This window comes from Nonomuraea terrae (assembly GCF_004348995.1).
Lineage (GTDB): Bacteria > Actinomycetota > Actinomycetes > Streptosporangiales > Streptosporangiaceae > Nonomuraea > Nonomuraea terrae.
Genome location: NZ_SMKQ01000003.1, coordinates 69,895 through 93,043, shown reverse-complemented (window position 1 = coordinate 93,043; position 23,149 = coordinate 69,895). Strand labels below are relative to the sequence as shown.

29 protein-coding genes and 1 pseudogene are annotated in these 23,149 nt (G+C 72.4%); 17 read left to right on the top strand and 13 right to left on the bottom strand.

Annotated elements, in window-relative coordinates:
* The first annotated feature begins 45 nt into the window (after window positions 1-45).
* Window positions 46-519 carry an MSMEG_6728 family protein gene (locus E1286_RS02240; RefSeq protein ID WP_132608579.1) on the top strand — a complete coding sequence of 158 codons (474 nt, stop codon included), beginning with the start codon at window positions 46-48 and terminating at the stop codon, window positions 517-519.
* A 44-nt stretch (window positions 520-563) separates the two neighbouring features.
* Here the strand turns inward: E1286_RS02240 and E1286_RS02235 are convergent, their stop codons facing one another.
* Both E1286_RS02235 and E1286_RS02230 read right to left on the bottom strand, forming a co-directional pair.
* On the bottom strand, window positions 564-968 hold the full coding sequence (locus E1286_RS02235) for a hypothetical protein (RefSeq protein ID WP_223189455.1): 405 nt from the start codon (window positions 966-968) through the stop codon (window positions 564-566).
* Window positions 965-1,963, bottom strand: a complete 999-nt coding sequence (locus tag E1286_RS02230) for a carboxymuconolactone decarboxylase family protein (protein WP_132608578.1) — start codon at window positions 1,961-1,963, stop codon at window positions 965-967. The genes E1286_RS02235 and E1286_RS02230 overlap by 4 nt, the downstream gene beginning before the upstream one ends.
* A 193-nt stretch (window positions 1,964-2,156) precedes the next feature.
* Here E1286_RS02230 and E1286_RS02225 point away from each other — a divergent pair, with 193 nt between their 5' ends.
* The 6 genes from E1286_RS02225 (at window position 2,157) to E1286_RS02200 (ending at window position 7,098) form a co-directional block, all read left to right on the top strand.
* Window positions 2,157-3,302: a sensor histidine kinase gene (locus E1286_RS02225; RefSeq protein ID WP_132608577.1), complete on the top strand. Its 1,146-nt coding sequence runs from the start codon at window positions 2,157-2,159 to the stop codon at window positions 3,300-3,302.
* Window positions 3,299-3,961 carry a response regulator gene (locus E1286_RS02220; protein WP_132608576.1) on the top strand — a complete coding sequence of 221 codons (663 nt, stop codon included), beginning with the start codon at window positions 3,299-3,301 and terminating at the stop codon, window positions 3,959-3,961. The genes E1286_RS02225 and E1286_RS02220 overlap by 4 nt, the downstream gene beginning before the upstream one ends.
* A gap of 47 nt (window positions 3,962-4,008) precedes the next feature.
* The gene (locus E1286_RS02215; protein ID WP_132608575.1) at window positions 4,009-4,608 is read left to right on the top strand and encodes a sulfite oxidase-like oxidoreductase; all 600 of its coding nucleotides are present in this window, start codon (window positions 4,009-4,011) and stop codon (window positions 4,606-4,608) included.
* Window positions 4,608-5,333 carry a ferredoxin reductase gene (locus tag E1286_RS02210; RefSeq protein WP_223189453.1) on the top strand — a complete coding sequence of 242 codons (726 nt, stop codon included), beginning with the start codon at window positions 4,608-4,610 and terminating at the stop codon, window positions 5,331-5,333. Before E1286_RS02215 ends, E1286_RS02210 begins: the two co-directional genes overlap by 1 nt.
* Window position 5,334: 1 nt before the next feature.
* Entirely contained in the window at window positions 5,335-5,601 is a 267-nt protein-coding gene (locus E1286_RS02205) for a DUF6510 family protein (protein ID WP_132608574.1), read from the top strand.
* Window positions 5,602-5,691: 90 nt separating this feature from the next.
* Entirely contained in the window at window positions 5,692-7,098 is a 1,407-nt protein-coding gene (locus E1286_RS02200; protein WP_132608573.1) for an LCP family protein, read from the top strand.
* Window positions 7,099-7,179: 81 nt separating this feature from the next.
* Here the strand turns inward: E1286_RS02200 and E1286_RS02195 are convergent, their stop codons facing one another.
* Window positions 7,180-7,350 (bottom strand): DUF3073 domain-containing protein, encoded by a 171-nt coding sequence (locus E1286_RS02195; RefSeq protein ID WP_111176810.1) that lies wholly within the window; start codon window positions 7,348-7,350, stop codon window positions 7,180-7,182.
* Between the two features lie 87 nt (window positions 7,351-7,437).
* On the opposite strand from E1286_RS02195, the gene E1286_RS02190 reads away from it, so the two are divergent.
* From E1286_RS02190 to E1286_RS02180, 3 genes are all read left to right on the top strand, one after another.
* Window positions 7,438-7,770: an ArsR/SmtB family transcription factor gene (locus E1286_RS02190; RefSeq protein WP_132608572.1), complete on the top strand. Its 333-nt coding sequence runs from the start codon at window positions 7,438-7,440 to the stop codon at window positions 7,768-7,770.
* A 108-nt stretch (window positions 7,771-7,878) separates the two neighbouring features.
* Window positions 7,879-8,757, top strand: a complete 879-nt coding sequence (locus tag E1286_RS02185; protein ID WP_132608571.1) for a 1,4-dihydroxy-2-naphthoyl-CoA synthase — start codon at window positions 7,879-7,881, stop codon at window positions 8,755-8,757.
* Window positions 8,758-9,672, top strand: coding sequence for an aminoglycoside phosphotransferase family protein (locus tag E1286_RS02180; protein ID WP_132608570.1), 915 nt, complete (start codon window positions 8,758-8,760; stop codon window positions 9,670-9,672).
* A 47-nt stretch (window positions 9,673-9,719) separates the two neighbouring features.
* On the opposite strand, the gene E1286_RS02175 is transcribed toward E1286_RS02180, so the two are convergent.
* Window positions 9,720-10,631: an NADP-dependent oxidoreductase gene (locus E1286_RS02175; RefSeq protein ID WP_132608627.1), complete on the bottom strand. Its 912-nt coding sequence runs from the start codon at window positions 10,629-10,631 to the stop codon at window positions 9,720-9,722.
* Window positions 10,632-10,706: 75 nt separating this feature from the next.
* Window positions 10,707-11,582, bottom strand: a complete 876-nt coding sequence (gene dapA, locus E1286_RS02170) for a 4-hydroxy-tetrahydrodipicolinate synthase (RefSeq protein WP_132608569.1) — start codon at window positions 11,580-11,582, stop codon at window positions 10,707-10,709.
* A gap of 71 nt (window positions 11,583-11,653) precedes the next feature.
* Between dapA and E1286_RS02165 the strand changes: the two genes are divergently transcribed.
* Complete coding sequence (locus E1286_RS02165; protein WP_132608568.1) at window positions 11,654-12,526, top strand: LysR family transcriptional regulator; 873 nt, start codon at window positions 11,654-11,656, stop codon at window positions 12,524-12,526.
* Here E1286_RS02165 and E1286_RS47475 read toward each other — a convergent pair.
* Window positions 12,519-12,695 (bottom strand): hypothetical protein, encoded by a 177-nt coding sequence (locus E1286_RS47475; protein ID WP_165969527.1) that lies wholly within the window; start codon window positions 12,693-12,695, stop codon window positions 12,519-12,521. The genes E1286_RS02165 and E1286_RS47475 overlap by 8 nt on opposite strands.
* A 98-nt stretch (window positions 12,696-12,793) precedes the next feature.
* On the opposite strand from E1286_RS47475, the gene E1286_RS02160 reads away from it, so the two are divergent.
* A complete protein-coding gene (locus E1286_RS02160) occupies window positions 12,794-13,246 on the top strand; it encodes a MarR family winged helix-turn-helix transcriptional regulator (protein WP_132608567.1) in 453 nt (150 codons plus the stop codon).
* 4 nt (window positions 13,247-13,250) lie between these two features.
* On the opposite strand, the gene E1286_RS02155 is transcribed toward E1286_RS02160, so the two are convergent.
* Complete coding sequence (locus tag E1286_RS02155) at window positions 13,251-13,832, bottom strand: TetR/AcrR family transcriptional regulator (RefSeq protein ID WP_187368102.1); 582 nt, start codon at window positions 13,830-13,832, stop codon at window positions 13,251-13,253.
* A gap of 83 nt (window positions 13,833-13,915) precedes the next feature.
* Here E1286_RS02155 and E1286_RS02150 point away from each other — a divergent pair, with 83 nt between their 5' ends.
* Window positions 13,916-14,869: a quinone oxidoreductase family protein gene (locus tag E1286_RS02150; RefSeq protein ID WP_132608565.1), complete on the top strand. Its 954-nt coding sequence runs from the start codon at window positions 13,916-13,918 to the stop codon at window positions 14,867-14,869.
* 2 nt (window positions 14,870-14,871) lie between these two features.
* On the opposite strand, the gene E1286_RS02145 is transcribed toward E1286_RS02150, so the two are convergent.
* The 4 genes and pseudogenes from E1286_RS02145 to E1286_RS02125 all read right to left on the bottom strand — a co-directional run.
* On the bottom strand, window positions 14,872-15,336 hold the full coding sequence (locus tag E1286_RS02145; RefSeq protein WP_132608564.1) for a hemerythrin domain-containing protein: 465 nt from the start codon (window positions 15,334-15,336) through the stop codon (window positions 14,872-14,874).
* A gap of 98 nt (window positions 15,337-15,434) precedes the next feature.
* Window positions 15,435-15,695, bottom strand: coding sequence for a serine hydrolase domain-containing protein (locus E1286_RS02140; protein WP_132608563.1), 261 nt, complete (start codon window positions 15,693-15,695; stop codon window positions 15,435-15,437).
* A 478-nt stretch (window positions 15,696-16,173) separates the two neighbouring features.
* The gene (locus E1286_RS02130; protein WP_132608562.1) at window positions 16,174-16,725 is read right to left on the bottom strand and encodes a WD40 repeat domain-containing protein; all 552 of its coding nucleotides are present in this window, start codon (window positions 16,723-16,725) and stop codon (window positions 16,174-16,176) included.
* 40 nt (window positions 16,726-16,765) lie between these two features.
* Window positions 16,766-17,536: pseudogene (locus E1286_RS02125) on the bottom strand (protein kinase domain-containing protein); the annotation flags it as partial.
* 12 nt (window positions 17,537-17,548) lie between these two features.
* Between E1286_RS02125 and E1286_RS47470 the strand changes: the two are divergent.
* Window positions 17,549-17,818: a hypothetical protein gene (locus tag E1286_RS47470; RefSeq protein WP_223189451.1), complete on the top strand. Its 270-nt coding sequence runs from the start codon at window positions 17,549-17,551 to the stop codon at window positions 17,816-17,818.
* Window positions 17,819-17,969: 151 nt separating this feature from the next.
* Here the strand turns inward: E1286_RS47470 and E1286_RS02115 are convergent, their stop codons facing one another.
* Together E1286_RS02115 and E1286_RS02110 are read right to left on the bottom strand one after the other, a co-directional pair.
* Window positions 17,970-19,400: an MFS transporter gene (locus E1286_RS02115; protein ID WP_132608560.1), complete on the bottom strand. Its 1,431-nt coding sequence runs from the start codon at window positions 19,398-19,400 to the stop codon at window positions 17,970-17,972.
* 41 nt (window positions 19,401-19,441) lie between these two features.
* Window positions 19,442-20,131 (bottom strand): class I SAM-dependent methyltransferase, encoded by a 690-nt coding sequence (locus E1286_RS02110; protein WP_132608559.1) that lies wholly within the window; start codon window positions 20,129-20,131, stop codon window positions 19,442-19,444.
* A 126-nt stretch (window positions 20,132-20,257) separates the two neighbouring features.
* Here E1286_RS02110 and E1286_RS02105 point away from each other — a divergent pair, with 126 nt between their 5' ends.
* From E1286_RS02105 to E1286_RS02095, 3 genes are all read left to right on the top strand, one after another.
* Window positions 20,258-21,634: an LCP family protein gene (locus E1286_RS02105; protein ID WP_246074334.1), complete on the top strand. Its 1,377-nt coding sequence runs from the start codon at window positions 20,258-20,260 to the stop codon at window positions 21,632-21,634.
* Window positions 21,635-21,744: 110 nt separating this feature from the next.
* On the top strand, window positions 21,745-22,674 hold the full coding sequence (locus E1286_RS02100; protein WP_132608558.1) for an ATP-binding protein: 930 nt from the start codon (window positions 21,745-21,747) through the stop codon (window positions 22,672-22,674).
* A gap of 86 nt (window positions 22,675-22,760) precedes the next feature.
* Window positions 22,761-23,147: an SCO5389 family protein gene (locus E1286_RS02095; RefSeq protein ID WP_132608557.1), complete on the top strand. Its 387-nt coding sequence runs from the start codon at window positions 22,761-22,763 to the stop codon at window positions 23,145-23,147.
* The last annotated feature ends 2 nt before the right edge of the window (window positions 23,148-23,149 follow it).

Genomic DNA, 23,149 nt, shown 5'->3' with positions numbered 1-23,149 from the left:
GGTCCATACGATCCGCAGAGAAAGGGCACGTCAGCGGGGGTACTGATGCAAACGTTCCTGCCTTATCCGGATTTCGCGGCCACGGCCGCGGTGCTCGACCCGCTGCGGTTGGGCAAGCAGCGGGTCGAGGCCCTGCAGATCCTGCGCGCCCTCACCGTTCCCGGCTACGGCTGGCGCCACCACCCGGTCGTGAAGATGTGGACCGGCTACGAGGAGGCCCTCGTACGGTACGGGCTGGAGATCTGCGCCCGCTGGTGCGCGCTGGGCCGCCCCGACACGTGCGCCGCCACGATGACGGGCGAGCTGGCCGGACACCTGGGCACGCCGCGCGTACGCACCCAGGCCGAGCTGGCGGCGGCCGGCGAGCTGCCGCCGTGGCTCGGCGACGAGAAACTCCACCTCAGCCACCGCTCCGCCCTGCTGCGCAAGAACCCGGCCCACTACCGCCACCTCTTCGGCGACGCCCCCGACGACCTCGAGTACGTCTGGCCGTCCTCCGACCGCCCACGCCCGCTCTAGCGTCAGAAGGGTCGCCCGGCCGGGCGGCGAGGAAGAACCGCCACTCACGGGCCGGCAGCCCCGGCCGCCGCCATCACCCGGGTGAGCTGCAGGAGGCCGCCGCCGAACAGGGCCACCCCCATCGGCACGTGCAGGGTGGTCACGCCCGCCATGCCGAGGGCCATCGCCCCGACCGTGACCACCAGCAGCGCCGCCGCCGGCCCGGCGAACCGCACCGAGCCGCCACCGGGCCGCCACACGAGGAGCGCGACGACGAGGTGCACGAGCCCGATGACGACCAGCGCCTGCCCCGACGCCTCGTGCAGCGCCCGCCCGCCGGGCGAGGACAGCAACATCCCCGCCGTGACGGCCTGGAACATCAGCGCGGCGACATGCAGCACCACCACGGCCCTGAGCGCCTGCAGCCACCGCACGCCCCACGCCGCCCGGGCGGCCCGCTGCGCGTTCACGACCGCCCTCCGAGGTACGGCATCGTCGCGGCGAGCCGGGGCTCCAGTGCGGTGGTGGCGGTGATGGCCGCGAAGGCGAACAGGCGCACCACGTCCTCGTCGGGGCGGGCGCCGCGCCAGGCGACGACGTCGGCGTCCGTGACGCGGTACGGGGCGAGTGCGACCAGCAGGGCGAGCCTGGTGCCCGCGCGATCCTCCGCGTCGAGCGGCGCCAGGGGCCCGTTCAGCCAGGCGCGGTTCGTCGGCGGGTGCGTCCCGTCCCAGCCGGACACCGTGTCGAGCACGGCGGCGCGGGCGGCGGCGGAGAGCAGCTCCCCGCCCGCCTCCGTCACGGCCCGGAGCACGGCGTACGCGGCCCCGAGCGGGGTGCCGGCCGCCCAGGCAGGCTCGGAACGTGCGGGCAGCCCCTCGACCAGCGGCAGGCTCGCGCCCGCGGGCGGTTCACGACGTACGGCGCCGGCCAGCGCCCGGCCGCCCGCGCTCCTGACCAGGCGCGAGCGCTGCAGCCCGGCAGGCAGCAGATCCTCGGTGAGCAGGGCCGACACCATCCGGTTGATGAAGTGGAACGCGAGCGCCGTCCCGAGGTACTCGGCCGCCGGGTCTGGCGCCGGGCCGCCGTCCCGCGCCCAGGCCAGCAGCGCGGCGTGGAACGGGTCGTCGGGCGTGCCTCCCCCGGCGACGACCTCGGCGAGCCGGTGGTCGCCCGTGGCGTGCAGCAGCGTCGTGTGCGCGTCCACGCAGAACGGGCACCGGTTGGCCATCGACACCCCCAGCGCGACGACCTCCTTCGCGCTCCTGGGCGCATCCCCGGCCAGCAGCGACTCGCGCAACACGGCCCAGGTCGCCGCGAGCACGTCCGGCGCCGGCGACAGCGTGCGGAAGACCGGCATGCGGGCCATGCCGAAGTCGTCGGCGACCTGGGCGTAGACGCGGGCGGTGCGCCCGGTGGCGTCCCGCGCCCGTACGGGTGTGACGTAACGGAATCGACCGGCCATCACCGGCCTCCTGCTCGGATCGTCTCCATGACGGCCATCGTGATCCCCGGGCCGCGGCCGGGAATCGTGCCGGGGAAGACACCTGGGGTTACGGCCGGGGGCGCACGAGCGGCGTACGTACATCGCCGGGAGTAGTGCGGGCCTCCGTCTCGATGCCGATGACCTCGCGGTGAACACGCTTTACTGTTCAAGAATGACCTCTTTGCCTGGATGGCGCCCCCTGGCCCTGGACGGCGCCCTCGCCGCCGTGGTCGCCGTCCTGCTCGCGGTCACGGTGCTGGCCGTCCCCGGCGCGCAGGCCCTCGACCTGGCGGCGGTGCTCGTCGGCGCGGCGTCGCTCGTGGCCTGGCGGCGGGCGCCCCTGCTGTCGCTGCTGGTCGCCACGCCGTGCATGCTCGTCCTGGCGCTGCGCGTCGACCCGGGCCCGACGGCGGCGTTCCCGGTGCTGCTGTCGGTGTTCGCCGTCGTACTGACCGGTCGGCGGCTGCCCGCGGCGCTCGCGGGGGCGGTGTTCCTGGGCGCGAGCCTGGCGGGCAACCTGGCCGCCGCCCCGGACCGCGACCCGCTGGGGATCCTCCAGGACACGACGCTGCTGCTCGGCTGGTTCGTGGCCGCCGGGGTGGCGGGGACGGTGAGCCGGCACCGGCAGGCGTACCTGGAGCAGGCCGAGCAGCGCGCCCTTGAGGCGGAGCGGACCCGCGAGGAGGCCGCGCGCCGCCGGGCGGGCGAGGAACGGCTGCGGATCGCCAGAGAGCTGCACGACTCGCTCACCCACAGCATCTCGGTCATCAAGGTGCAGGCGGGCGTGGCCGTGCACCTGGCGCGCAAGCGCGGCGACGAGGTGCCCGCGGCACTGCTCGCCATCCAGGAGGCCAGCGGCGACGCCATGCGCGAGCTGCGCGCGACCTTGGAGGTGCTGCGCGATCCCGAAGACCCGGGCGCTGATCCCGCGAGCGGGCTCGACCGGCTGGACGACCTGGTGAAGCGGGCCTGTTCAGCGGGGCTGCCGGCCACGGTGACGGTCCGCGGCGAGCGGCGCGAGCTGCCCGCCGAGGTGGACCGGGCGGCGTACCGGATCGTGCAGGAGGCGCTCACCAACGTCACCCGGCACGCGGGCGGCGGCGCCGCGTCGGTGCGCATCGACTACGGCGGAGCCGAGCTGGTCGTGCAGGTGGAGGATGACGGCCGGGCCACCCCTGACGAGCCCCCCGTGCCCGGCGTCGGCCTGACCGGCATGCGCGAGCGCGTGACGGCGCTCGGCGGCCGGCTGCTGGCCGGCCCCCGCCCCGAGGGCGGCTTCACCGTACGCGCCGAACTGCCGCTGGGAGACCGCTCGTGATCCGCGTGCTGCTCGCCGACGACCAGGCGCTCATCCGCGCCGGCTTCCGCGCCCTGCTGGACGCGGAGGACGACATCGAGGTGGTGGCCGAGGCCGCCGACGGCGCGCAGGCCGTCGCGCTCGCCGTCGAACACCGCCCGGACGTGGCCCTCGTGGACGTCCAGATGCCGGTGATGGACGGCATCGAGGCCACCCGGCGGATCGCCGCGGACGAGCGGCTGAGCGGCGTCCACGTGGTGATCCTGACGAACTTCGGCCTCGACGCGTACGTCTTCGACGCCCTCAGGGCGGGCGCGGGCGGCTTCCTGATCAAGGACACCGAGCCCGACGACCTGCTCCAGGGCGTCAGGGTGGCGGCCCGCGGCGACGCCCTGCTGGCGCCCGCGATCACCCGCCGGCTGATCGGCGAGTTCGTGTCCCGCCGCCCCGAGCCCGACCCGAAGGGGCTGGAGGTGCTCACCAACCGCGAGCGGGAGGTGACCGCGCTGGTGGCCCGCGGCATGTCGAACAACGAGATCGCCGCCCACATGGTGATCAGCCCGACCACCGCCAAGACCCACGTCAGCCGGGCGATGACCAAGCTCGGCGCCCGCGACCGCGCCCAGCTCGTGGTCCTCGCGTACGAGTCCGGCCTGGTGACCCCGCGCACACACCTCTGAGGGATACTTCCTGATGAAACGGCCCAAATAGGGGCATGGGGGGCTTTGTGAGCATCATTTCGCGCGGTTTCCATGGCAGACGCAGAGACGAGGGCGACCGGCTGCCGCCCGGCCAGTACCTGGTCGAGGACTTCCCGGTGTTGTCGGCGGGGCCGACCCCGCGCGTCCCGCCCGAGCGGTGGGAGTTCGCCATCGACACCGAGGCCGGCGTGACCCACCGCTGGACGTGGCCGGAGTTCCTGGCCCTGCCGCAGGAGACGCCGACGGTCGACATCCACTGCGTCACCGAGTGGTCCAAGCTGGACACCTCCTGGGAAGGCGTCTCCCTGGACACGCTCCTCGAGAACGTCGACACCGCCGCCGACTACGCGCTCGTCCACTCCTACGGCGGCTACACCACCAACCTGCCGCTGGAGGACCTGCTCGACGGCAAGGCGTGGATCGTGCACCGCTTCGGCGGCGAGGAGCTGCAGCCGCAGCACGGCGGCCCGGCCCGGCTGCTCGTGCCGCACCTGTACTTCTGGAAGTCGGCCAAGTGGGTGCGCGGCATCCGCCTGCTGGACGACGACCGCCCCGGCTTCTGGGAGACCGCGGGCTACCACAACTACGGCGACCCCTGGCGCGAGCAGCGCTACGAGGGCGACTAGTGCGCCGCCTGGTCTGGCGGGCGGCCGAGCTCGTGGGCAGCACGCCCGAGACCGCGACCGCGCGCACACTGCGTTTCCGGGTGCCCGGCTGGCCGGGACACCTCGCGGGCCAGCACGTCGACGTCCGGCTGACGGCCGAGGACGGCTACAGCACGCAGCGCAGCTACTCGCTGGCCGGTCCCGCCGACGGCGAGTACGTCGAGCTGACCGTGGAGAGCGTGCCCGACGGCGAGGTGTCGCCGTACCTCACCGAGATCATGGAGGCCGGCGACCAGGTCGAGATCCGCGGCCCGGTGGGCGGCTGGTTCGTCTGGCGGGCGGAGAACGAGCGGCCGGTGCTGCTGGTGGCCGGCGGGTCGGGCATCGTGCCGCTGATGGCGATGATCAGGACGCGCCGGCAGGCGGGCAGCCGGGCGCCGTTCCGCCTGGTGTACTCGCTGCGCGGCCCCGACTGGGCCTACTACGCCGACGAGCTGCGCCGCCCCGACCCGGGGCTGGACGTCTCCTTCCTCTACACGCGGACCGTGCCCGAGGGCGCGTCACGCCCGGCGGGCCGCATCATGCTGGCCGACCTGGCCGAGGGTGGCTGGCCGGCCGGGCACGGGCCCGACTGCTTCGTGTGCGGGCCGACCGGCTTCGTGGAGGCGGCGGCCGACCTGCTCCTCGCGCTGGGACACGCGTCGGAGCGCATCAGAACCGAGCGTTTCGGCCCTACCGGAGGCTGACATGACCGCAGAACACCTCGACGGCAACACGCTGGCCGGTCCGCTGGGCGAGCTCTTCGCCGTGGACGTCACCACCGCCACCGGCCGCTGCGCCAACTGCGGCCTGACCGGCCCCATCGGCTCCCTGCACGTCTACGGCCCGGACCCCGGCCTGGTCGGCCGCTGCCCCGGCTGCGAGGAGGTGGTCCTGCGGCTCGTCCGCGGGCCCGGCAGGGCCTGGCTCGACATGCGGGGCACGGTGACGCTGCGGGTCGACCTGCCGGACTGAGCGCACGGCGCTGACCTGGACTGAGTACACTCAGCCCCGTTCAACGGCTCTCGGGGCGGTGGCCCTGGGCCTCATCCCTTTGGGAGTCACGTGAGCAGCGGGCTTGTCGACGCGCCGCCCTCCGAGCCCGGCGCGCCGCTGCGGCGGCGGCGCCGCTGGCTGCGCTGGGCGGTCGGTGTCACGGTGGCGATCGTCCTGCTGGTCGCCGGGGTGGCGGTAGGCGTCACCGCCCGGCTGACCGGCAACGTCACGCACGAAGACGTCAGCGCGGAGGACCTCGGCGCCACCCGCCCGCCCAAGGTCGCGACCTCCGCGATGAACGTCCTGGTCGTCGGCTCCGACCAACGCGACGGAAAAAACGCGAAATACGGCCACGACATCGCGGGCGAGCGCACCGACACGATCATGCTGGTCCACGTGTCGTCCGAGCGCGACAACGCGATGGTGGTCAGCTTCCCGCGCGACTCGCTGGTGCAGCTGCCCGCCTGCCGCGCCACCAAGAGCTTCCCCGGGCAGCAGGCCCATCTCGGCATGATCAACGAGTCGTTCAACTCCGGCGGCATCGGCTGCACGTGGAAGACGATCGAGGCGCTCACCCGCATCCACATCGACCACTACGTGAAGGTCGACTTCACCGGCTTCAAGAGCATGGTCAACGCCGTCGGCGGCGTCGAGGTCTGCCTGCCCGAGCCGGTCGACGACAAGAAGGCGCTGCTCCACCTGCCCGCCGGCCGCCAGACGCTCGACGGCGAGCAGGCCCTCGGCTACGTACGCGCCCGCTACAGCCTCGGCGACGGCTCCGACATCGGGCGCATCCAGCGCCAGCAGATGTTCATCGCCTCGATGATCAAGAAGATCCTGAGCGGCGACACGCTCACCAACCCCGCCCGGCTCTACGAGGTGCTCAACGCCGGCACCAAGGCCGTCACGACCGACAGCGGCCTGACCGCGGGCGCCATGTTCGACCTCGCGAGCAGCCTGAAGGGCATCGACGCCGGGAAGATCCGCTTCATCACGACCCCGTGGCACTACTCGCTCACCCAGCCGGGGCGGGTCGAGTGGGTGCAGCCGCAGGCCAACCGGTTGTTCCAGATCGTGGCCAAGGACCAGAGCGTCGAGGGCGTCAAGGGCGGCCAGGCCAAGGTCGGCCGTTCCAAGATCACCATCGAGGTGCGCAACGGCACCTGGCGCACCGGCCTGGCCACCGAGGTGGCCGCGCTCCTGGAACAGCGCGGCTACCACATCGCCAAGGTGGGCGACACCGCCCGCAAGCCGCAGGCCAGGACCGCGATCCTCTACGGCCCCAACGGCGAGACCCGGGTGCCCACGCTCTCGGCCGACCTCCTCGCGGACACACCCAGGAAGCTCCCGGCCGCGCGGACGAACCGGCTCGTGCTGGTGATCGGCGACGACTGGAAGGGCTTGAAGGCGCAGCGCGCCGACGACACCGAAGCGATCAAGGGCTTCGACGCCACCCACGACACGTGCGCCGCCTGACGGCACCTTTCGGGGCGGTGCGCTTCAGGGCACGGTGACCGCCCGTACGGGCGAACCCGTGCCCCGCGAAACGGACCCGCGTCAGCGCATGCGTTCGGGGTCTTGCTCGGACGGCGTGGGCGGGTAGATCTCCTCGCGTCGCCCGTCGGCGCCCAGCTCCTCACGGAGCCGGTCGTAGTCGATGTTGTGGTTGGCGTACTTCAGCTGGCGAGCGACCTTCGTCTGCTTCGCCTTGGCTCTTCCTCGACCCATGGCTACTCCCTAGTCCCCGCTGTCATGCTACCCAACAAGGTTACGACTTGAAGAATTATGCAACTGCGCTGGATTAGTCTGGACGATATGCACGTGGAGGTCTATCAGGCCAAGGCCGACTTCTTCCGAACGCTCGGCCACCCCGCTCGCATCCGAGTGTTGGAGCTACTCCAGGAAGGGCCGCTTCCCGTCAGGGATCTCCTGGCCCAGATCGACATCGAGGCCTCGAGCCTCTCCCAGCAGCTCGCCGTCCTGCGCAGGGCGGGCATCGTGAGCGCCATCCGTGAGGGCAGCACCGTGGTCTACACTCTGGCCACACCCGAGCTGGCCGATCTGCTCAACGCCGCCCGGCGCATCCTCACCGACATGCTCGCCGACCAAGGGGCCCTGCTCGCGGAGCTGCGGGCCGAAGTCACCTAGACCGGCGTACGCGGGCACCTCGTCGCCGACCGGACCGGCCGGCCGGTGGCGCCGAGGTGCCACGCCGCGAGGAAAGGAGGGAAAGTCCGATCGGTTAGGCTCTCGGCCATGGTCTCCGAGCTCTTCGATCCCAAGGCGTGGCAGGCCGTCGAGGGATTCGACTTCACCGACATCACCTACCACCGGGCGGTCGACCAGGGCACCGTACGCGTCGCCTTCAACCGGCCGGAGGTGCGCAACGCCTTCCGCCCGCAGACGGTCGACGAGCTCTACCGCGCCCTCGACCATGCCCGGCAGACCACCGACGTCGGCTGCGTGCTGCTGACCGGCAACGGCCCCTCCCCCAAGGACGGCGGGTGGGCCTTCTGCTCCGGCGGCGACCAGCGCATCAGGGGCAAGGACGGCTACCAGTACGCCGACGGCTCGGCGGCCACCGGTCGCCTGCACATCCTCGAGGTGCAGCGGCTGATCCGCTTCATGCCCAAGATCGTGATCTGCGTGGTGCCCGGCTGGGCGGCGGGCGGCGGCCACAGCCTGCACGTCGTGGCCGACCTCACCCTGGCCAGCGCCGAGCACGCCCGCTTCAAGCAGACCGACGCCGACGTGGCCAGCTTCGACGGCGGCTTCGGCTCGGCCTACCTCGCCCGGCAGGTCGGGCAGAAGTTCGCCCGCGAGATCTTCTTCCTCGGCGAGACCTACAGCGCCGCCGACGCCCACCGCATGGGCATGGTCAACGCCGTGGTGCCGCACGCCGAGCTGGAGGCGACCGCCCTGGAGTGGGCGCGCAAGGTCAACGGCAAGTCGCCGACGGCGCAGCGCATGCTCAAGTTCGCCTTCAACGCGATCGACGACGGGCTGGTGGGCCAGCAGGTGTTCGCGGGCGAGGCGACGCGGCTGGCGTACATGACGGACGAGGCGGCCGAGGGGCGCAACGCGTTCCTGGAGAAGCGCGAGCCCGACTGGTCGCCGTACCCCTGGCATTTCTAGATGCGGATCCAGGTTCCCGAGGCGCTGACCGCGTCCCACGTCAAGTGGGACGGCGAGGCCGGGCGAGCCTGGTCCGCCGGGCTGCCCGCGCTGGCGGAACGCTACCTGGAGCAGTGGGAGCTGCGGCTGGACGGCGGGCCGCGGCACGGCGTGGTCTCGCTCGTGCTGCCCGTCGTCCGCGCCGACGGCGCCCGCGCCGCGCTCAAACTCCAGCCGGTCAACGACGAGAACGCCACCGAGGCCCCGGGGCTGCGCACGTGGTCGGGCGACGGCAGCGTGCTGCTGCTCGACGCCGACCCCGAGACCGGCACCCTGCTGCTCGAACGGCTCGAAGCCGACCGCTCACTCGGCTCCGTGCCCGAGGTCATGGAGGCGCTGGAGGTCCTGACCGGGCTGCTGCGCCGGCTGGTCGCCCATCCCGCGCCCGAGGGGATGCGCCGGCTGGGCGACATCGCGCAGGGCATGCTCGACGACGTGGACGGCGCCCTCGCCCGGCTGCGCCGCGAGAGCGACCGCCAGTGGCTGCGGCGGTGCGCCGGGGCGGTCGCCGAGCTGGTCCACGAGCCCGGTGACCGGCTGCTCCACTGGGACCTGCACTACGAGAACGTGTTGTCCGCCGACCGGGAGCCGTGGCTGGCCATCGACCCCAAGCCGCTGGCCGGCGACCCCGGGTTCGACCTGATGCCCGCGCTGCACAACCGGTGGGACGAGGCGGTCGCGACCGGCGACGTGCCGCGCGCGGTGCTGCGCCGCTTCGACCTCATGGTGGACGCGCTCGGGCTCGACCGGCGGCGCGCGGCCGGCTGGACACTCGGCCGGGCGCTGCAGAACTGCCTGTGGGACGTCCAGGGCGGCGCCAGCGAGCTGCCCGAGGTCCAGCTCGCCGTCGCCGAGGCCCTGTGGGCCAGATGGTGATCAGAAGCCGCCGGTGATGCGCGACGACCGCGGGGCGGCGTCGCGCGTCAGATGGTGATCACGACCTTGCCGCGGCCGTGGCCGGTCTCGATCTCGCGGTGCGCGCCCGCGGCGTCCTCCAGCGGGTACGCCCGGCGCACCGGGAACACGAACTCGCCCTGGGCGTACAGGGCGGCGTAGCGGCCGAGGCGTTCGGCGGTCCGCTCGCCCTGGACGACCCGGACGCCCAGCTGGGCCGCCTTGCCGTGCTCGACCAGCGTGACGATGCGGCGGCGGTCGGCGACCAGCTCCAGCGAGACGTCCAGCGCGTGGCCGCCGGCGCCGTCCAGGGCCGCGTCCACGCCGCCGGTGGCCAGTGCGCGCACCCGGTCGGCCAGCCCCTCCCCGTACACCACGGGTACGGCGCCCAGGGAGCGCAGGTGGTCGTGGTTGGCCTCGCGGGCGGTGCCGATCACGGTGGCCCCGCGCCGCCGCGCGATCTGCACGGCCGCCGTGCCCACCGCGCCGGCCGCGCCGTGCACGAGCAGCGTCTCGCCGTCGGCCAGGCCGATCCCGTCGATCGCCAGCTCCGCCGTCTGCACGGCGGCGGTCAGCCCGCCGGCCACCTCCCACGGCACCCCGGCCGGCTTGGGCGCCACGTCGGTCGCGGGCACCACGACGCACTCGGCGTAGGCGAACAACCGCGAGAACCCGAGCACCTCGTCGCCCGCCGCGACCCCGGTCACTCCGGGCCCCACCTGGTCCACCACGCCCGCGAACTCGTTGCCCGGGACGCGCGGGTAAGGCAGGTCCGGCAGGTACGGAGGCAGCCACCCCGCCCGTACGGCCGCGTCGAACGGCTGCACGCCCGCCGCCCGCACCCGGACGCGGACCTGTCCGGGCCCCGCCTGGGGAGCGGGCAGCTCCATCACTTTCAGCGCTTCTGGGCCACCGGGTTCGGCGAACGCCGCCGCTCTCATCACTTCGGTCATGGGTCCGAGCGTGCTACCTCAAGAGCGGTTGAGGTCAACTGCGGCGAGGTTTCACGTAAAACATCAGTGTTCCTGGCGCACCACCGCGTGGGCCGCGGCGACGGTCTCCGGGTCGGCCGGGACCAGCGGGAGCCGTACGTCCGGCGTCGGGATGAGACCCTCGGCGTGCAGGACGCCCTTGATGACGGTCGGGTTCGGGGCGGTGAACAGGGCGGCGGACAGCCGGGCCAGCCGGTGCCCGAGCGCTCTGGCACGGGCCGCGTCGCCCGCCTGCCAGGCGTCCACCAGCTCGGCGAAGGACCTGGTGGCGAAGTGCGCGGAGGCGAGGATGCCGCCGGAGGCGCCGAGCGCGAGCAGCGGCGAGACGAAGACGTCGTCGCCGCCCAGCACGTCGAAGCCCTCCGGCAAGTCGGCGAGCAGGTCCACCGCGTCCTGGTCGATGCCGCCCGCGGCGTACTTGACGCCCGCCACCATCGGGTGGGCGCCGAGCTCGCGCAGGGTGGCGGCTCCGACGGCCTGCCCGGTGCGGTAGGGGATGTGGTAGACCACCAGCGGCACCGGGGTCTCCTCGGCCAGCGCCTCGAAATGCGCGACGACCCCGCGCTCGCCCGGCCGCAGGAAGTACGGGACCGTCACGAGCGCCGTGCTCACCCCCTCGGGCAGTTCGCGCAGCGCGCGGGCCGTGGAGCGCGTGTCGTTGCCGGTCACGCCCACCGTGAGCAGCGCCTGCCGCTCGGCGCAGACCCGCGCGCACACCTCGATCACCCGCGCGCGCTCGGCGGGGTCGAGCGCGGCCACCTCGCCGGTGGTGCCCAGGGCGACCAGCCCGGCCGCGCCCTCGTCGAGCGCCCGGTGGGCGAGCTTCTCGACCGCGTCCAGCGCGACCTCGCCGGACGCGTCGAACGGGGTGACCAGCGGTACGTGGATTCCTCTCAGCATGCTCCGAGCGTGCCGCCCCAGAACCCGTTAGGTCCAGCGCTGATTTCTTCGTTCCAGCTTAAGATTCACTTATGCTCGACCCGCGCAAGCTTCACCTGCTCCGCGAACTCGCCCGGCGCGGCACGATCGCCGCCGTCGCCGAGGCGGTGACGTTCACGCCCTCGGCGGTCTCCCAGCAGCTCAGCGCTCTGGAGCGGGAGGCCGGTGTGCGGCTGCTGGAGCGCACAGGCCGCACGGTGACGCTCACCCCGGCCGGCCACCTGCTGGTGGAGCACGCGCACGCCGTGCTCGAACAGCTCGAACGCGCCTCCGCCGCGCTCGCCGCCGCCCGCGGCGGGCCGTCGGGGCCGATCAGGATCGGCGCGTTCCCCACGGCCGCCCGCGTGCTGCTGCCGCCCGCGCTGGCCGAGCTGACCGGCGCCCACCCGGGGCTCGTGCCCATGGTCTCCGAGATCGACCCGGCCGACGTCTCGGCGGCGCTGCGGGCCGGGGAGCTCGACGTGGCCCTCGTGCACGAGTACGACTTCGTCCCGCCGGTCACCGACGCCTCCATCGAGGCCGAGCCGCTGTTCGGCGAGGCGATGTACCTGACCGACCGCCCCTCGATCGCCGCCGCCCGCGACGACGCCTGGATCACCAACAAGCCGGGCACGCTCTGCCACACCATGGCGATCAGGGCCTGCCAGGCGGCCGGCTTCGAGCCCGACGTACGCCACCACGTCGACGACTTCGACACGGTGCTCGCCTTCGCCGCGGCCGGTCAGGGGGTCGCGATCGTCCCGCGCCTGGCCGCCACCGCCCCGCCGCCCGGCGTGACGCTCACGCGCCTGCCGCTGGGCCGCCGCACCCTGGCGGCGTTCAGAAGGGGGAACGGCGAGCACCCCGCGATCGGCGCGGCGGTCGCCGCCTTCCGCGCCGCCGTGCCCCGCCTGTCTCTCAGGTGAAGTGCATGACGACGGCCAGCCCGACGAGGTGCATGGCCGCCACCGCGGTGAGCAGCGCGACGAAGACGAACTTGGCCGGGCCGTGCTCGAAGTGCTTGCCCTCCTTCAGGGGAGGCAGCTTGGCCTGGCGCTCCGCGATGCGCTCCTCCAGCGGCTTGCGGTGAAACATGGATGGTCCCTCCCGGGCTCGATGGGAGTAGCATTTGTTTGCACGCTATTAGTTGGTACACAAAGTAATCTAGCAGAGGCCATCGGAGGCAGGGACACATGGAGCCTGTGACAGAGGCGACAGATCTGTTGAAGCTGGACCGGCAGGTGTGCTTCGCGCTCAGCATCGCCTCGCGCAGCGTGATCGGCCTGTATCGGCCGCTGCTGCAGCCCATGGGGCTGACCCATCCGCAATACCTGGTCATGCTGGCGCTCTGGGAGCGCGAGCCGCTGTCGGTCAAGGAGCTGGGAGAGCTGCTCCAGCTCGACCCCGGCACGCTCTCCCCGCTGCTCAAGCGGCTCCAGGCCCTCGGCTACGTCCACCGCGAGCGCAACCACCAGGACGAGCGCGCCCTGGCCGTGACCCTCACCCCAGCCGGCCGCCGGCTCAGGGCAGAGGCGGAGAAGATCCCCCCGGCCATCGTGGCCCGCCTCGGCATGGACATCGAAGAGCTGGAACACCTCCACAAGTCGCTGATGCGCCTGATCGCCGCCACCCAGCGCGCCGACTGACCACTCAGGGCTCCAGCAACCCCCTGACCAGGTCGGCGAAGCTCGCGGCCAGCCTTTCGTGCTCGCCCGCACGCAACAGGCTCGCGACCGGCTCCATGTGGAGTGTGCCGAGCAGCATGTGGGCGATCAGCTCGGCGTCGGCGTCCGGCCGCGCCTCGGCGATCAGCCCGGACGCGTGGCGATGCCAGAACACGTAGATCGGGTTCGCCTCCCGCGGCTGCTCGGACTTCCTCGTCATCACGGCATGCTCGTGCGCCGCGAGCAGGTTGCCGTTGCGCGCCGCCAGCTCGGCCACCGCCGCGAGGAACGCGACCAGCCGCTCGGAGGGTGCCGCGCCGGGGCCGAGCGGCGGCGGGCCCTGCGTGACGGCCTCCTCCAGCTCGCGCGCCCGCTCGCTCATCAACTCGCGCATCAGGCCCGTACGGCTGCCGAACCGGTGGAAGACCGTTCCCTTGCCCACGCCCGCGGCGGCGGCGACCCGCTCGACGGAGACCTGCTCGGGCGGGTGCCGCCGCAGCAGCTCCTCGGCCGCCCGCAGGATCGCCCGCCGGTTGCGCGCGGCGTCGGCCCGCTCTCGACGTTCCATCCGGCCATTCTTTCCGATGGACAAACTTGACCGCTGGTCCATATATTAACTGGACCATTGGTTCACTTGAAGGAGAGCTCCCGATGCGCGCGATCGTCCTGACCGAGACAGGCGGCCCTGAACGGCTCCAGCCGGCGGAGCTGCCCCGCCCGCGACCCGGAGAGGGCCAGGTCCTCATCCGCGCGCAGGCCGTCGGCGTCAGCTACGCCGAGACCCAGATCAGGGCGGGCGTACTGCCGTTCCCGCTGTCGCCGCCCGCCGTGATCGGCGCGGAGGCGGCCGGCGAGGTGGTGGAGGTCGGGGCGGGAGTGGCGCAGGACCTGCTCGGCCGCACGGTGGTGGGCGTGACCGGCGGCGTCGGAGCGTACGCCGAGTACGTGGCGCTCCCCGCCTCCATGGCGTTCCCGGTGCCGGACGGGGTCACCCCGTCACAGGCGCTGGCCGCCGCCGCGCCCGGCGCGATCGCCCTCGCCCTGCTCCACCGCGCGCGCCTCGACGGCGGGGAGACCGTGCTGGTGGAGGCGGGCACCAGCACGGTGGGCACGTACCTCGTGCGCCACGCGAAGGAGTTCGGCGCCGGACACGTCATCGCCACGGCCGGATCGGCCGGCAAACGGAGCCGGGCCCTCGCGTCCGGCGCCGACACCGTCCTCGACCACGGCACGCCCGGCTGGCCCGCGCAGCTCCCCGACGTGGACGTCGTCTTCGAGTCCATCGCCGGGCCGTCAGCCGGGCAGGTGCTCGCACGCCTGACCCCGGGCTCCGGCCGGATGCTCTACTACGGGCTGCTGAGCGGCCGGCCCGCCGCCGTCACCGCCGCCGACCTCATGGAACGCGGCGTGACGATCATCGGGTGCAGCGGGCCTGCCTGGGCCGCCCGGACGTTCGGCATCCACTACCCGGCGATGCTGGCCAGGCTGGCCTCCGGCCGCAGCGAGGCGCGCATCGGCCGCACGCTGCCCCTGGAACAGGCCGCCGAGGCGCACCGCCTCGTGGAGGGCCGTGCCGTCGACGGCCGGGTCCTGCTCGTGCCCTAGGGTCAGGGAGGGCCGAGAAGGTCGCCCGGTTCCGCGTCGAGGTCCAGCGTCGCCAGGGTGCCGAGAAGCCGGCGCTCTTCGTACCGGAAGTGCGACTCCATGATCGCGGAGAGTCCGTCCAGGTGGAAAAGCAGCTCGTTCGCGGGCGCGGCCGCGTCGAGCGCCTGCTTGAACTGCTGGAGCAACCACGCGATCATGCCGTGGTCCTGCTCCAGCTTCGCGATGACGGGTCGCAGGCCGGGATGGCGCGCGGCCAGCTCCGGGAACAGCCCGGTGTCCTCGCTCACGTGGTGCCCGCCGAGGGCGGCGCAGAAGCCGTGACAGTAGAGCAGCAGGTCACGCGGGAAAGCGCCGTCGCCGCGGTCGAGGGAGTCGCGCGCGAGTCGCAGCGCTTCGCGGAGCCGCCCGTGGGCGACCTTCAGCTCGTGGTCCCAGGCGATCAGCCTGTCGTGCTCGCCCTCACGCACGGGTGGGGGCCGGGGAAAGGGTCATCGTGACCGCCTTCCTGGTCGGACGCCTCCATGCCTGACGCAGCCCGTCACCGGCACGCGACGCTGCAGCGATCCTAGCCGAGCACGGCCTCGAGGACGGCGGCGGTGCCGACCGGCTCCCTGTCGTGGTCGCCGGCCGTCACCGCCACGACCAGGTCCTCGCCGGGCACCACGACGAGCCGCCGGCCGCCGTTGCCGATGCACTCCAGCCGGTCGCGGGCTCCGGTGACATACCACTGGTAGCCGTACGCGAAGTCGCCCTCGATGGTCACCCGGGGGCGGGTCATCTCTTCCATCCAGCCGGCGGGCACGAGGCCGCGGCCGCCGTGGAGCACCAGTTGTCCGATGGCGGCCAGGTTTTTTGCGGCGCGCGATCGGCGACAGCGAGCGCGGCCGGCCTGACCTGGCCCTGCGGCGCATCGAACGGTCCTGGACGACCTGGCGCGGACGGGCCGTCGAGCCCCTCGTTCGCGAGACCCTCGCCAGGGCACTGCCGGACGACGCCTGGCCGGAGAAGAGCTCACCCGCGCCGCTGTCGTCCCCGGCACGAGTTACGACACCCCCCGCATCGCCGTCTCACGTGCCGGCGCGACTCCCGATCTCCCGCTGGATCAGGTCTGGAGGCCCGACGACCTGCTCGCCGTCTGGAAGGGGTGAGTGAGTTACGGGATCTCGTACTGAGGGTTGTCCAGTTCGAACAGGGCTTTCGCGTGGCCGCCCTTCAGGTCGCTGTACTGGAAAGGCGGGCCACCCAGGGTGTCGTGGTGGCCGATCCGTCACTCTTTGACACTGAGCCCAAAATGCGAGCAGGGCTCAGGAGGGTGGGCTGAGGCTCCAGATGTCCGCGCCGTCGACCTGCTCGGCGAGCAGGACCACGCGCTCGCCGACGCGGCCGATCGTCATCGAGTCGGGCAGGTGGTCCGGCACGAGGTGCGGGCCGAACGGGCGGCCGGTGCTCAGGTCCCACACCTGGATGGCGTCGTCGTCCTCCAGAGACTCGCCGGTCACGGCGATGGGGACGCCACCGAGATCGCCGACCCCCACGGCGTTCGACACGGTGTCACCGATGGACTCGATCTCCCGGATCAGCGACCGGGTCCGCAGGTCCCAGACACGCAGGTCGCTGGAGACCAGGACGGGGGCGCCGGCCAGCAGACCGGCCGTCAGCCCGTTGCCCGCCTCCGTGGCCAGCGGGTCGCCGAGCTGCTGTCCCGTCGTCGCGTCCCACAGCCGCAGGACGTTGTCGGAGCCGTCCACCGACGCGGCCACGGGCGTGCCGTCCACGTCGATGAGGGCCAGCGCGGCGATCTCGCCCACCTCGCCGGCGAAGGTACGGATGAGCTCACCGGACGCTACGTCCCACATGCGGATCGAACGATCGGCCCCGCCGGTGAGCGCGACGGTCTCACCCCCCCGCCGTGCCGATCGCGATGGCGTCGACCCGCTCCTCGTGGCCTTCGAGGTCGATCACCGTGCCGTGCGTCCGTACGTCCCAGACCTCGACCGTGCCGTCGAAGCGTCCGGTGAGCACCGTCGGACCGGACGCGGCGAGGGCCGTGACGGGGCCGTGGTGAGGCGCGGGGTGGGAGATCGACAGGCTCTCGTCCTCGGCCAGGTCCCAGAACGTCAGCGACTCCTCGTCGGCGACGAGGCCGATCGGCCTGCCCTGGTCGTGGGCGACGGCTACCGCCTGGATGTCCGTGTCCGTTCCGCTCGGGATCTCGCCGAGATGAGCGCCGCATCCGGAGCCTGGCCGCCACAGCACGACGGCGGCGGCCACGGCGAGCGCGAGGGACGCCACTGCCATCATCCGCCGCGCAGGGCGCGCCGCACGCGTCCCGCCGCCGGAAAGCCGGTCGTCCGTACGGGCCCCGCCGCCGGGAAGCCGATCGTCCGAACGCGCGGCATCGTGGCCCAACAGCCGCAGGAGGACCTCGTGCGCGGCCGGCCGGTCCTCCGGGCGCCTGGCCAGGCAGCGCCGTACGAGATCGCCCAGCTCACCGGGCAGCGCGGGAATCTCGGGCTCGTGGTGCAGGACGCGGTGCATCGCCAGCGCCGCGTTGTCGGCGCCGAACACCGTCCGCCCCGTCGCGGCGAACAACATCGTCGCGGCCCAGGAGAACATGTCCGAGGCCGGCCCCACCGGCTGCCCGGAGATCTGCTCGGGCGACATGTACGCGCCGTGGCCGTGCCGACCGCCAGCCGCTCCAGCGCCCCCGCCGTCCGCGGCCCGGACAGCCTCACCACCTGGTCCAGCGACTCGCCCTGGATGAACTCGCTGACGATGTACGGCAGCCCGTCGCTCACCCCGGCGTCCAGCACCCGGGCGGTGCAGAACTCGGCGACCTTCCTGGCGGCCTCGGCCTCGCGCAGGAGCCCGTCGTCGGCGTCGCCGCCCAGCCGGGCGCGCAGCAGCTTGACCGCGACCTGCTCCCCCGATGGTGCGGTGGCGAGGTAGACCGCGCCCTGCCCTCCCTCGCCCAGGCAGCCCACGAGACGATAGTCGCCCACGTGGGTGGGCTCGCCGGGTCGCAGAGGTCGCGGATGCGCCACACGCTCTCCAAGCTCGGTCCTGCCACAGACCCAGCACATGATAGATCGTCAGCGCGTCAGCGTTCGGCGGTCGTGAGCGGGGCCGCGATCGACTCCAGGCTCCTGCGCTCGGCCTTGACCCCGAGGAGCACCTCGACCAGCCCCGCCGCGATCATCACCACGCCGCCGATGGCGAACGCGAGCGCCGTGTCCCCCGGCACCCCGCTCTCCACCAGCGTGGAGAACACCAGCGGGCCCGCGATGCCGCCGGCCGCCGTCCCGATGGCGAAGAAGAACGCGATGGCCATCGCCCTGGTCTCCATGGGGAAGATCTCACTGACCGTCAGGTACGCCGAGCTCGCCCCCGCCGAGGCCACGAACAGCACTGCCGACCAGCACGCGGTCAGCGTCACCGCGGTGAGCACGCCCTGGTTGAACAGCCACGCGGTACCCAGCAGGAGCACCCCCGACCCGATGTAGCAGAACGAGATCATCGGGATCCGGCCGATGGTGTCGAAGAGATGGCCGAGCAACAGCGGGCCGAGGAAGTTGCCCACCGCGATGACCGCGAAGTAGTAACCGGTGTACGTGTCGATCTGGAAGAACGTGGACAGGATCTGCGCGTACCCGAAGGTGATCGCGTTGTAGAGGAACGCCTGCCCGATGAAGAGCGACAGACCGAGCACTGTGCGCTTGGGGTAGAGGGCGACCATCGTGTGCGCGATGCGGACGAACCCGATCGACTTGCGCTGGTGCACGGTGATCTCGTACTCGGGCTCCCGCAGTTTCTCGGTGCCGATCTCGCGCTCGACGCCCTCGACGATCTGCTCGGCGTCGCGGCCTCGACCGTGGATGAACAACCAGCGCGGGCTCTCCGGCACGTGCCGGCGGACGAGCAGGATGGCCAGGCCCAGCACCACGCCCAGACCGAACGCGACCCGCCACCCGATGTTGAGCGGCAGGTCGTTGAGCAGCGGCACGGTCAGCAGCGCCCCGCCGGCCGCGCCGAGCCAGTAGCTGCCGTTGATGATGATGTCGATGCGGCCCCGGTGCCGGCTCGGGATGAGCTCGTCGATGGCCGAGTTGATGGCCGCGTACTCGCCGCCGATGCCGAAGCCGGTCATGAACCGGAACAGGAAGAACCACCACGCGCTGAACGAGAACGCCGTCATCAGCGTGGCCACCAGGTAGACGACCAGCGTGATGATGAACAGCTTCTTCCTGCCGTACCGGTCGGTCAGCCAGCCGAAGAACAGCGCCCCGGAGCAGGCGCCGGCGACGTAGAGCGCGGCGGCCACGCCCGCGACCTGTGCCTGCGTGATGTCCAGGCCGCTGCCGGGCTTGGCCAGTTGGGCGGACAGGTTGCCGACGATGGTGACCTCGAGCCCGTCGAGGATCCAGACGGTGCCCAGCCCGATGACGATCATCCAGTGCCAGCGGGACCACGGCAGCCGGTCCAGCCGTGCGGGCACCTTCGTGGTGATGGTGCCGGTCTCCACGTCGCTCATACGCACCTCCGGATACCCGGAAGACGACTGGCAAACGTGGCCTATTCGCTGGGTTTCACGGCCTCCGCCAGTTCCGTCCGCGCCCAGGGGCCGCCATGCCAGTAGCGCCACCCCAGGTCACGCCGCCTTACGTCACGCGCGCCGAGCCGGCGCAGAACCTCCTCGTACGCGGCGATGTGCCGCACGTCGCCGGCGATCAGCAGCACCCCGCCCGGCCGCAGCACCCGGTACGCCTCCGCCACGGCCCGCTCCCCACCGGACGGCGTGCGCCCGGAGACCACCACGTCGAACACGTCGTCCTCGAACGGCAGGTCACGCGGGTCGGCCGTGACCGGCGCCACCCGGTCGGCGAGCCCTTCGGCCTCCGCGTTCGCCCGCACGACGCGCTGCCGCTTCAGGTCGACGCCGGCGGCCCGGCCGCTCTCCAGCCGCCGGGCCGCGAGCAGCAGCATGGCGCCCCGCCCGCACCCCAGATCGAGCAGCCGCTCGTCGCCGCGCAGCCGCCGCAACTCCTCGTCCCAGACGGCGAACTTGCCGCGCCGCGTCGTGTAGAGCTGGCTCGCCGCGCTGGCCAGCGTGTACAGGGCCCCGAACAGGAAGACGACGCCCGGCGCCGGCACGTCGAGGACGAACGAGACCGCCGCGAGCGCCAGCAGCAGGACCGCTCCGGCGAGCAGCCCGGCCAGGGCCCACGGGGCGTCGAACCCGTAACTGCCGTGTCGTTCACGCATGGTTGCGTTGGAGTCCAAGGTGGTTTTGACGGGGAATTGACAGACCCCTTCCCGTTCGTACCGGCTCTCACGCACATCCCATTACTAAGGTCTCTGGGATCGGCACACAACGGGGGTTCGGCCGGCATGACGGAGAAAGAGCGAGATTTCGGCCTGGGCGCGAGCATCGTGCTGACCGTCGCCTCGACGGTGTTGTGGGGGGTCGCGCACATCGCCGCGGAACGCCGCAAGAGCGGCGTGGCGCTCATGGCGGCGTACGTCCTGATGCTGGCGGGCGTCCTGACCATGTTCACGGCGTTCAGCGTCAACCTGCTGTCGCTGGCCGTCCAGCCGCGCTGGATGACCGTGCTCACCGTCGCCCTGGTGGTGATCGCGCTGGCCTGGATCACGGTGATCGTCTGGTCCTTCCTCCTCGTCCGCCCCCCGCGCTCCGACCTCGTCGGCCGCGCGCTGACCACCACGCTCACCATCGCCCTCTGCGCGCTCGTCCTCGCGCCCACCGCGTACGCCACCCGCCTGGCCTACGTCTCGCGCGACGTCGTGAACACGCTGTTCTCCCCCGGCGACAGCACCGCGCCCGTCCTGGCCCACGACCCCTGGAACGGCGCCGAGCGGGTGAACTTCCTGCTCCTCGGCGGCGACTCGGCGCCCGGCCGGCCCGGGGTGCGTACCGACAGCATGACCGTGGCCAGTGTGGCCGTCGACAGCGGCGCGACCGTGCTGTTCGGCCTGCCGCGCAACCTGGAGCGCGTGCCGCTGCCCAAGGGCCCGGCCAGGGACCGCTTCCCCTGGGGCTTCGCCGGCACCGGCGCCGACACCCCCGGCCTGCTCAACGAGATCTACCAGTACGGCGAGGACCACCCCGAGGTGGTGCCGGGCGTGCCGAAGGGCAGGCGCGGCGCGGAGCTGATCAAGGAGACCATCGGCGGCATCCTCGGCATCCCCGTGCACTTCCACGCCATGGTGGACATGAAGGGCTTCGCCGAGATCGTCGACGCCATGGGCGGCGTCCGGGTCTCCATCAAGGAGCCCATCGTCTACGGCAAGTACCGCGAGGGCGTGCTCCCGGCCGGCACCCGCAAGCTGTCGGGCCAGGAGGCCCTCTGGTACGGCCGCTCCCGCACCGACAGCGACGACTACGTCCGCATGGGACGTCAGAAGTGCCTGCTCAACGCGGTCGCCAAGCAGGCCGACCCGATCACGGTGCTCAACAGCTTCGAGCGCCTGGCCGCGGCCACGAAAAGGGCCATCTCCACTGACCTGCCGCAGGACCTCCTGCCGGCCGCCATCGACCTGTCGCAGCGGGTCAAGGACGCGCGGATCCGCAGCCTCAACTTCGTCCCGCCGCTGGTCAACACCGCGAGCCCGGACTGGCACTTCATCCGCCGCACGGTCCGCGAGGCCCTGCGGGAGCAGGATCGGCCGCGCCGGGCCCTGGCCGGACCGCGTGGGCCGTCGGCCGGCCACGACGCCCCGGTCAGCCTCGACGCGACCTGCCGCTAGGCCCGTCCTGCCGCCCCTGGGCCGATCCGGCGTTCTCCCGTGCACGGAGTGTGGCATGATGGTGACCGTTCTCAACGGAAACGATTTTCATCCTCACCTTGGAGGACGCAGTGAGAGTGGCGTTCGTCGGTAAGGGCGGCAGCGGCAAGACGACGATGTCGGCCCTGTTCGCGAGACACGTAGCCAGCCAGGGCGCGCCCGTGGTCGCCATCGACGCCGACATCAACCAGCATCTGGCCCTCGTGCTCGGCCTCGACCGGCAGCCCGAGCCTCTCGGCGCCCATCTCACCGAGATCAAGGACCGGCTGCGCGGCACCAACCCGCGCATCCCGTCGGCCGAGGCCATGGTCAAGACGACCCCGGCGGGGCGCGGCTCCACGCTGCTGAGCTTCGACGACCTGGCCGCCGACCCGCTCGGCCTGTCCACCCCTGACGGCCTGCGCCTGCTGGCCACCGGCCCCTTCAGCGACGACGACCTCGGCGTGGCCTGCTACCACTCCAAGGTCGGCGCGGTCGAGCTGCTGCTCAATCATCTGATCGACGGGCCCGACGAATACGTGGTGGTCGACATGACCGCCGGGGCCGACTCGTTCGCCTCCGGCCTGTTCACCCGCTTCGACATGACGTTCCTCGTCGCCGAGCCGACCCGGCAGGGCCTGAGCGTCTACCGGCAGTACCGCGACTACGCCGCCCAGTACGACGTCGCCCTCGCCGTGGTCGGCAACAAGGTGCACGGCCCGTCCGACGTCGACTTCCTGCGTGAGCACGCCGGCGACGACCTGCTCACCTGGATGGAGCACTCCGCCGCCGTCCGGGCCCTGGAGCAGGGCCGCCCGTTCGCCCTCGACGACCTGGAGCCGGCCAACGCCGACGCCCTCACCGTGCTGCGCAAGGCCCTCGACGAGCAGGAGAAGGACTGGGCGCGCTTCGGCCGCCAGACCGTCGAGTTCCACCTGCGCAACGCCCGCGCGTGGGGCAACGCGAAGACCGGCCGCGACCTCACCGAGCAGGTCGACCCCGAGTTCGTCTACGGCCCCTGACCACACGACTGTGCCCACCGGGGATCTATGAGGCCGATCCCCGGCCGATCTAGCGTCAGTTTCGACCCGTTTCGAGAGGAGACAGCATGTCGCTGACCGTTCCGAACGATCTGCTCGACCAGGCCAAGACCGGTGAGGTGGACGATGCGGCGTTCCTCGCCTGCGTCCGTGACTCCCTTCCCTACGCGTGGTCGCTGATCAGCGGCCTGGCCGAGCAGCGGGCGGAAACCGGGGCCGCGTTCGCCGACAACCAGGTGCCGCCGTCGTCGGAGGAGGAGCGCGGCCAGCTGCTGCGCTGCCTGGCGAGCGACGCGATGCGCGGCACGCTGGAGCGCCACTTCGGCGTGCGCCTGGCGTTCCAGAACTGCCACCGGGTCGCGGTCTTCGACCCGGCGGCCACCCGGGCCCTGGCCGACTTCGTCACCCCGCGGGCCCAGATCCTCAACCAGGAGCCGGAGCTCGTGGACTGCTGAGC

Bases quoted from the DNA above. Each gene is read 5' to 3' on its own strand.
- E1286_RS47475 (WP_165969527.1), bottom strand. From the start codon at position 12,695: ATGTTTCACCGCAAGCCGCTGGAGGAGCGCATCGCGGAGCGCCAGGCC.
- E1286_RS02230 (WP_132608578.1), bottom strand. From the start codon at position 1,963: ATGGCCGGTCGATTCCGTTACGTCACACCCGTACGGGCGCGGGACGCC.
- E1286_RS02105 (WP_246074334.1), top strand. From the start codon at position 20,258: ATGACGGAGAAAGAGCGAGATTTCGGCCTGGGCGCGAGCATCGTGCTG.
- E1286_RS02095 (WP_132608557.1), top strand. From the start codon at position 22,761: ATGTCGCTGACCGTTCCGAACGATCTGCTCGACCAGGCCAAGACCGGT.
- E1286_RS02115 (WP_132608560.1), bottom strand. From the start codon at position 19,400: ATGAGCGACGTGGAGACCGGCACCATCACCACGAAGGTGCCCGCACGG.
- E1286_RS02195 (WP_111176810.1), bottom strand. From the start codon at position 7,350: ATGGGTCGAGGAAGAGCCAAGGCGAAGCAGACGAAGGTCGCTCGCCAG.
- E1286_RS02130 (WP_132608562.1), bottom strand. From the start codon at position 16,725: ATGTGGGACGTAGCGTCCGGTGAGCTCATCCGTACCTTCGCCGGCGAG.
- E1286_RS02185 (WP_132608571.1), top strand. From the start codon at position 7,879: ATGGTCTCCGAGCTCTTCGATCCCAAGGCGTGGCAGGCCGTCGAGGGA.
- E1286_RS02165 (WP_132608568.1), top strand. From the start codon at position 11,654: ATGCTCGACCCGCGCAAGCTTCACCTGCTCCGCGAACTCGCCCGGCGC.
- E1286_RS02225 (WP_132608577.1), top strand. From the start codon at position 2,157: ATGACCTCTTTGCCTGGATGGCGCCCCCTGGCCCTGGACGGCGCCCTC.
- E1286_RS02190 (WP_132608572.1), top strand. From the start codon at position 7,438: ATGCACGTGGAGGTCTATCAGGCCAAGGCCGACTTCTTCCGAACGCTC.
- E1286_RS02150 (WP_132608565.1), top strand. From the start codon at position 13,916: ATGCGCGCGATCGTCCTGACCGAGACAGGCGGCCCTGAACGGCTCCAG.
- dapA (WP_132608569.1), bottom strand. From the start codon at position 11,582: ATGCTGAGAGGAATCCACGTACCGCTGGTCACCCCGTTCGACGCGTCC.
- E1286_RS02160 (WP_132608567.1), top strand. From the start codon at position 12,794: ATGGAGCCTGTGACAGAGGCGACAGATCTGTTGAAGCTGGACCGGCAG.
- E1286_RS02205 (WP_132608574.1), top strand. From the start codon at position 5,335: ATGACCGCAGAACACCTCGACGGCAACACGCTGGCCGGTCCGCTGGGC.
- E1286_RS02240 (WP_132608579.1), top strand. From the start codon at position 46: ATGCAAACGTTCCTGCCTTATCCGGATTTCGCGGCCACGGCCGCGGTG.
- E1286_RS02110 (WP_132608559.1), bottom strand. From the start codon at position 20,131: ATGCGTGAACGACACGGCAGTTACGGGTTCGACGCCCCGTGGGCCCTG.
- E1286_RS02155 (WP_187368102.1), bottom strand. From the start codon at position 13,832: ATGGAACGTCGAGAGCGGGCCGACGCCGCGCGCAACCGGCGGGCGATC.
- E1286_RS02175 (WP_132608627.1), bottom strand. From the start codon at position 10,631: ATGAGAGCGGCGGCGTTCGCCGAACCCGGTGGCCCAGAAGCGCTGAAA.
- E1286_RS02180 (WP_132608570.1), top strand. From the start codon at position 8,758: ATGCGGATCCAGGTTCCCGAGGCGCTGACCGCGTCCCACGTCAAGTGG.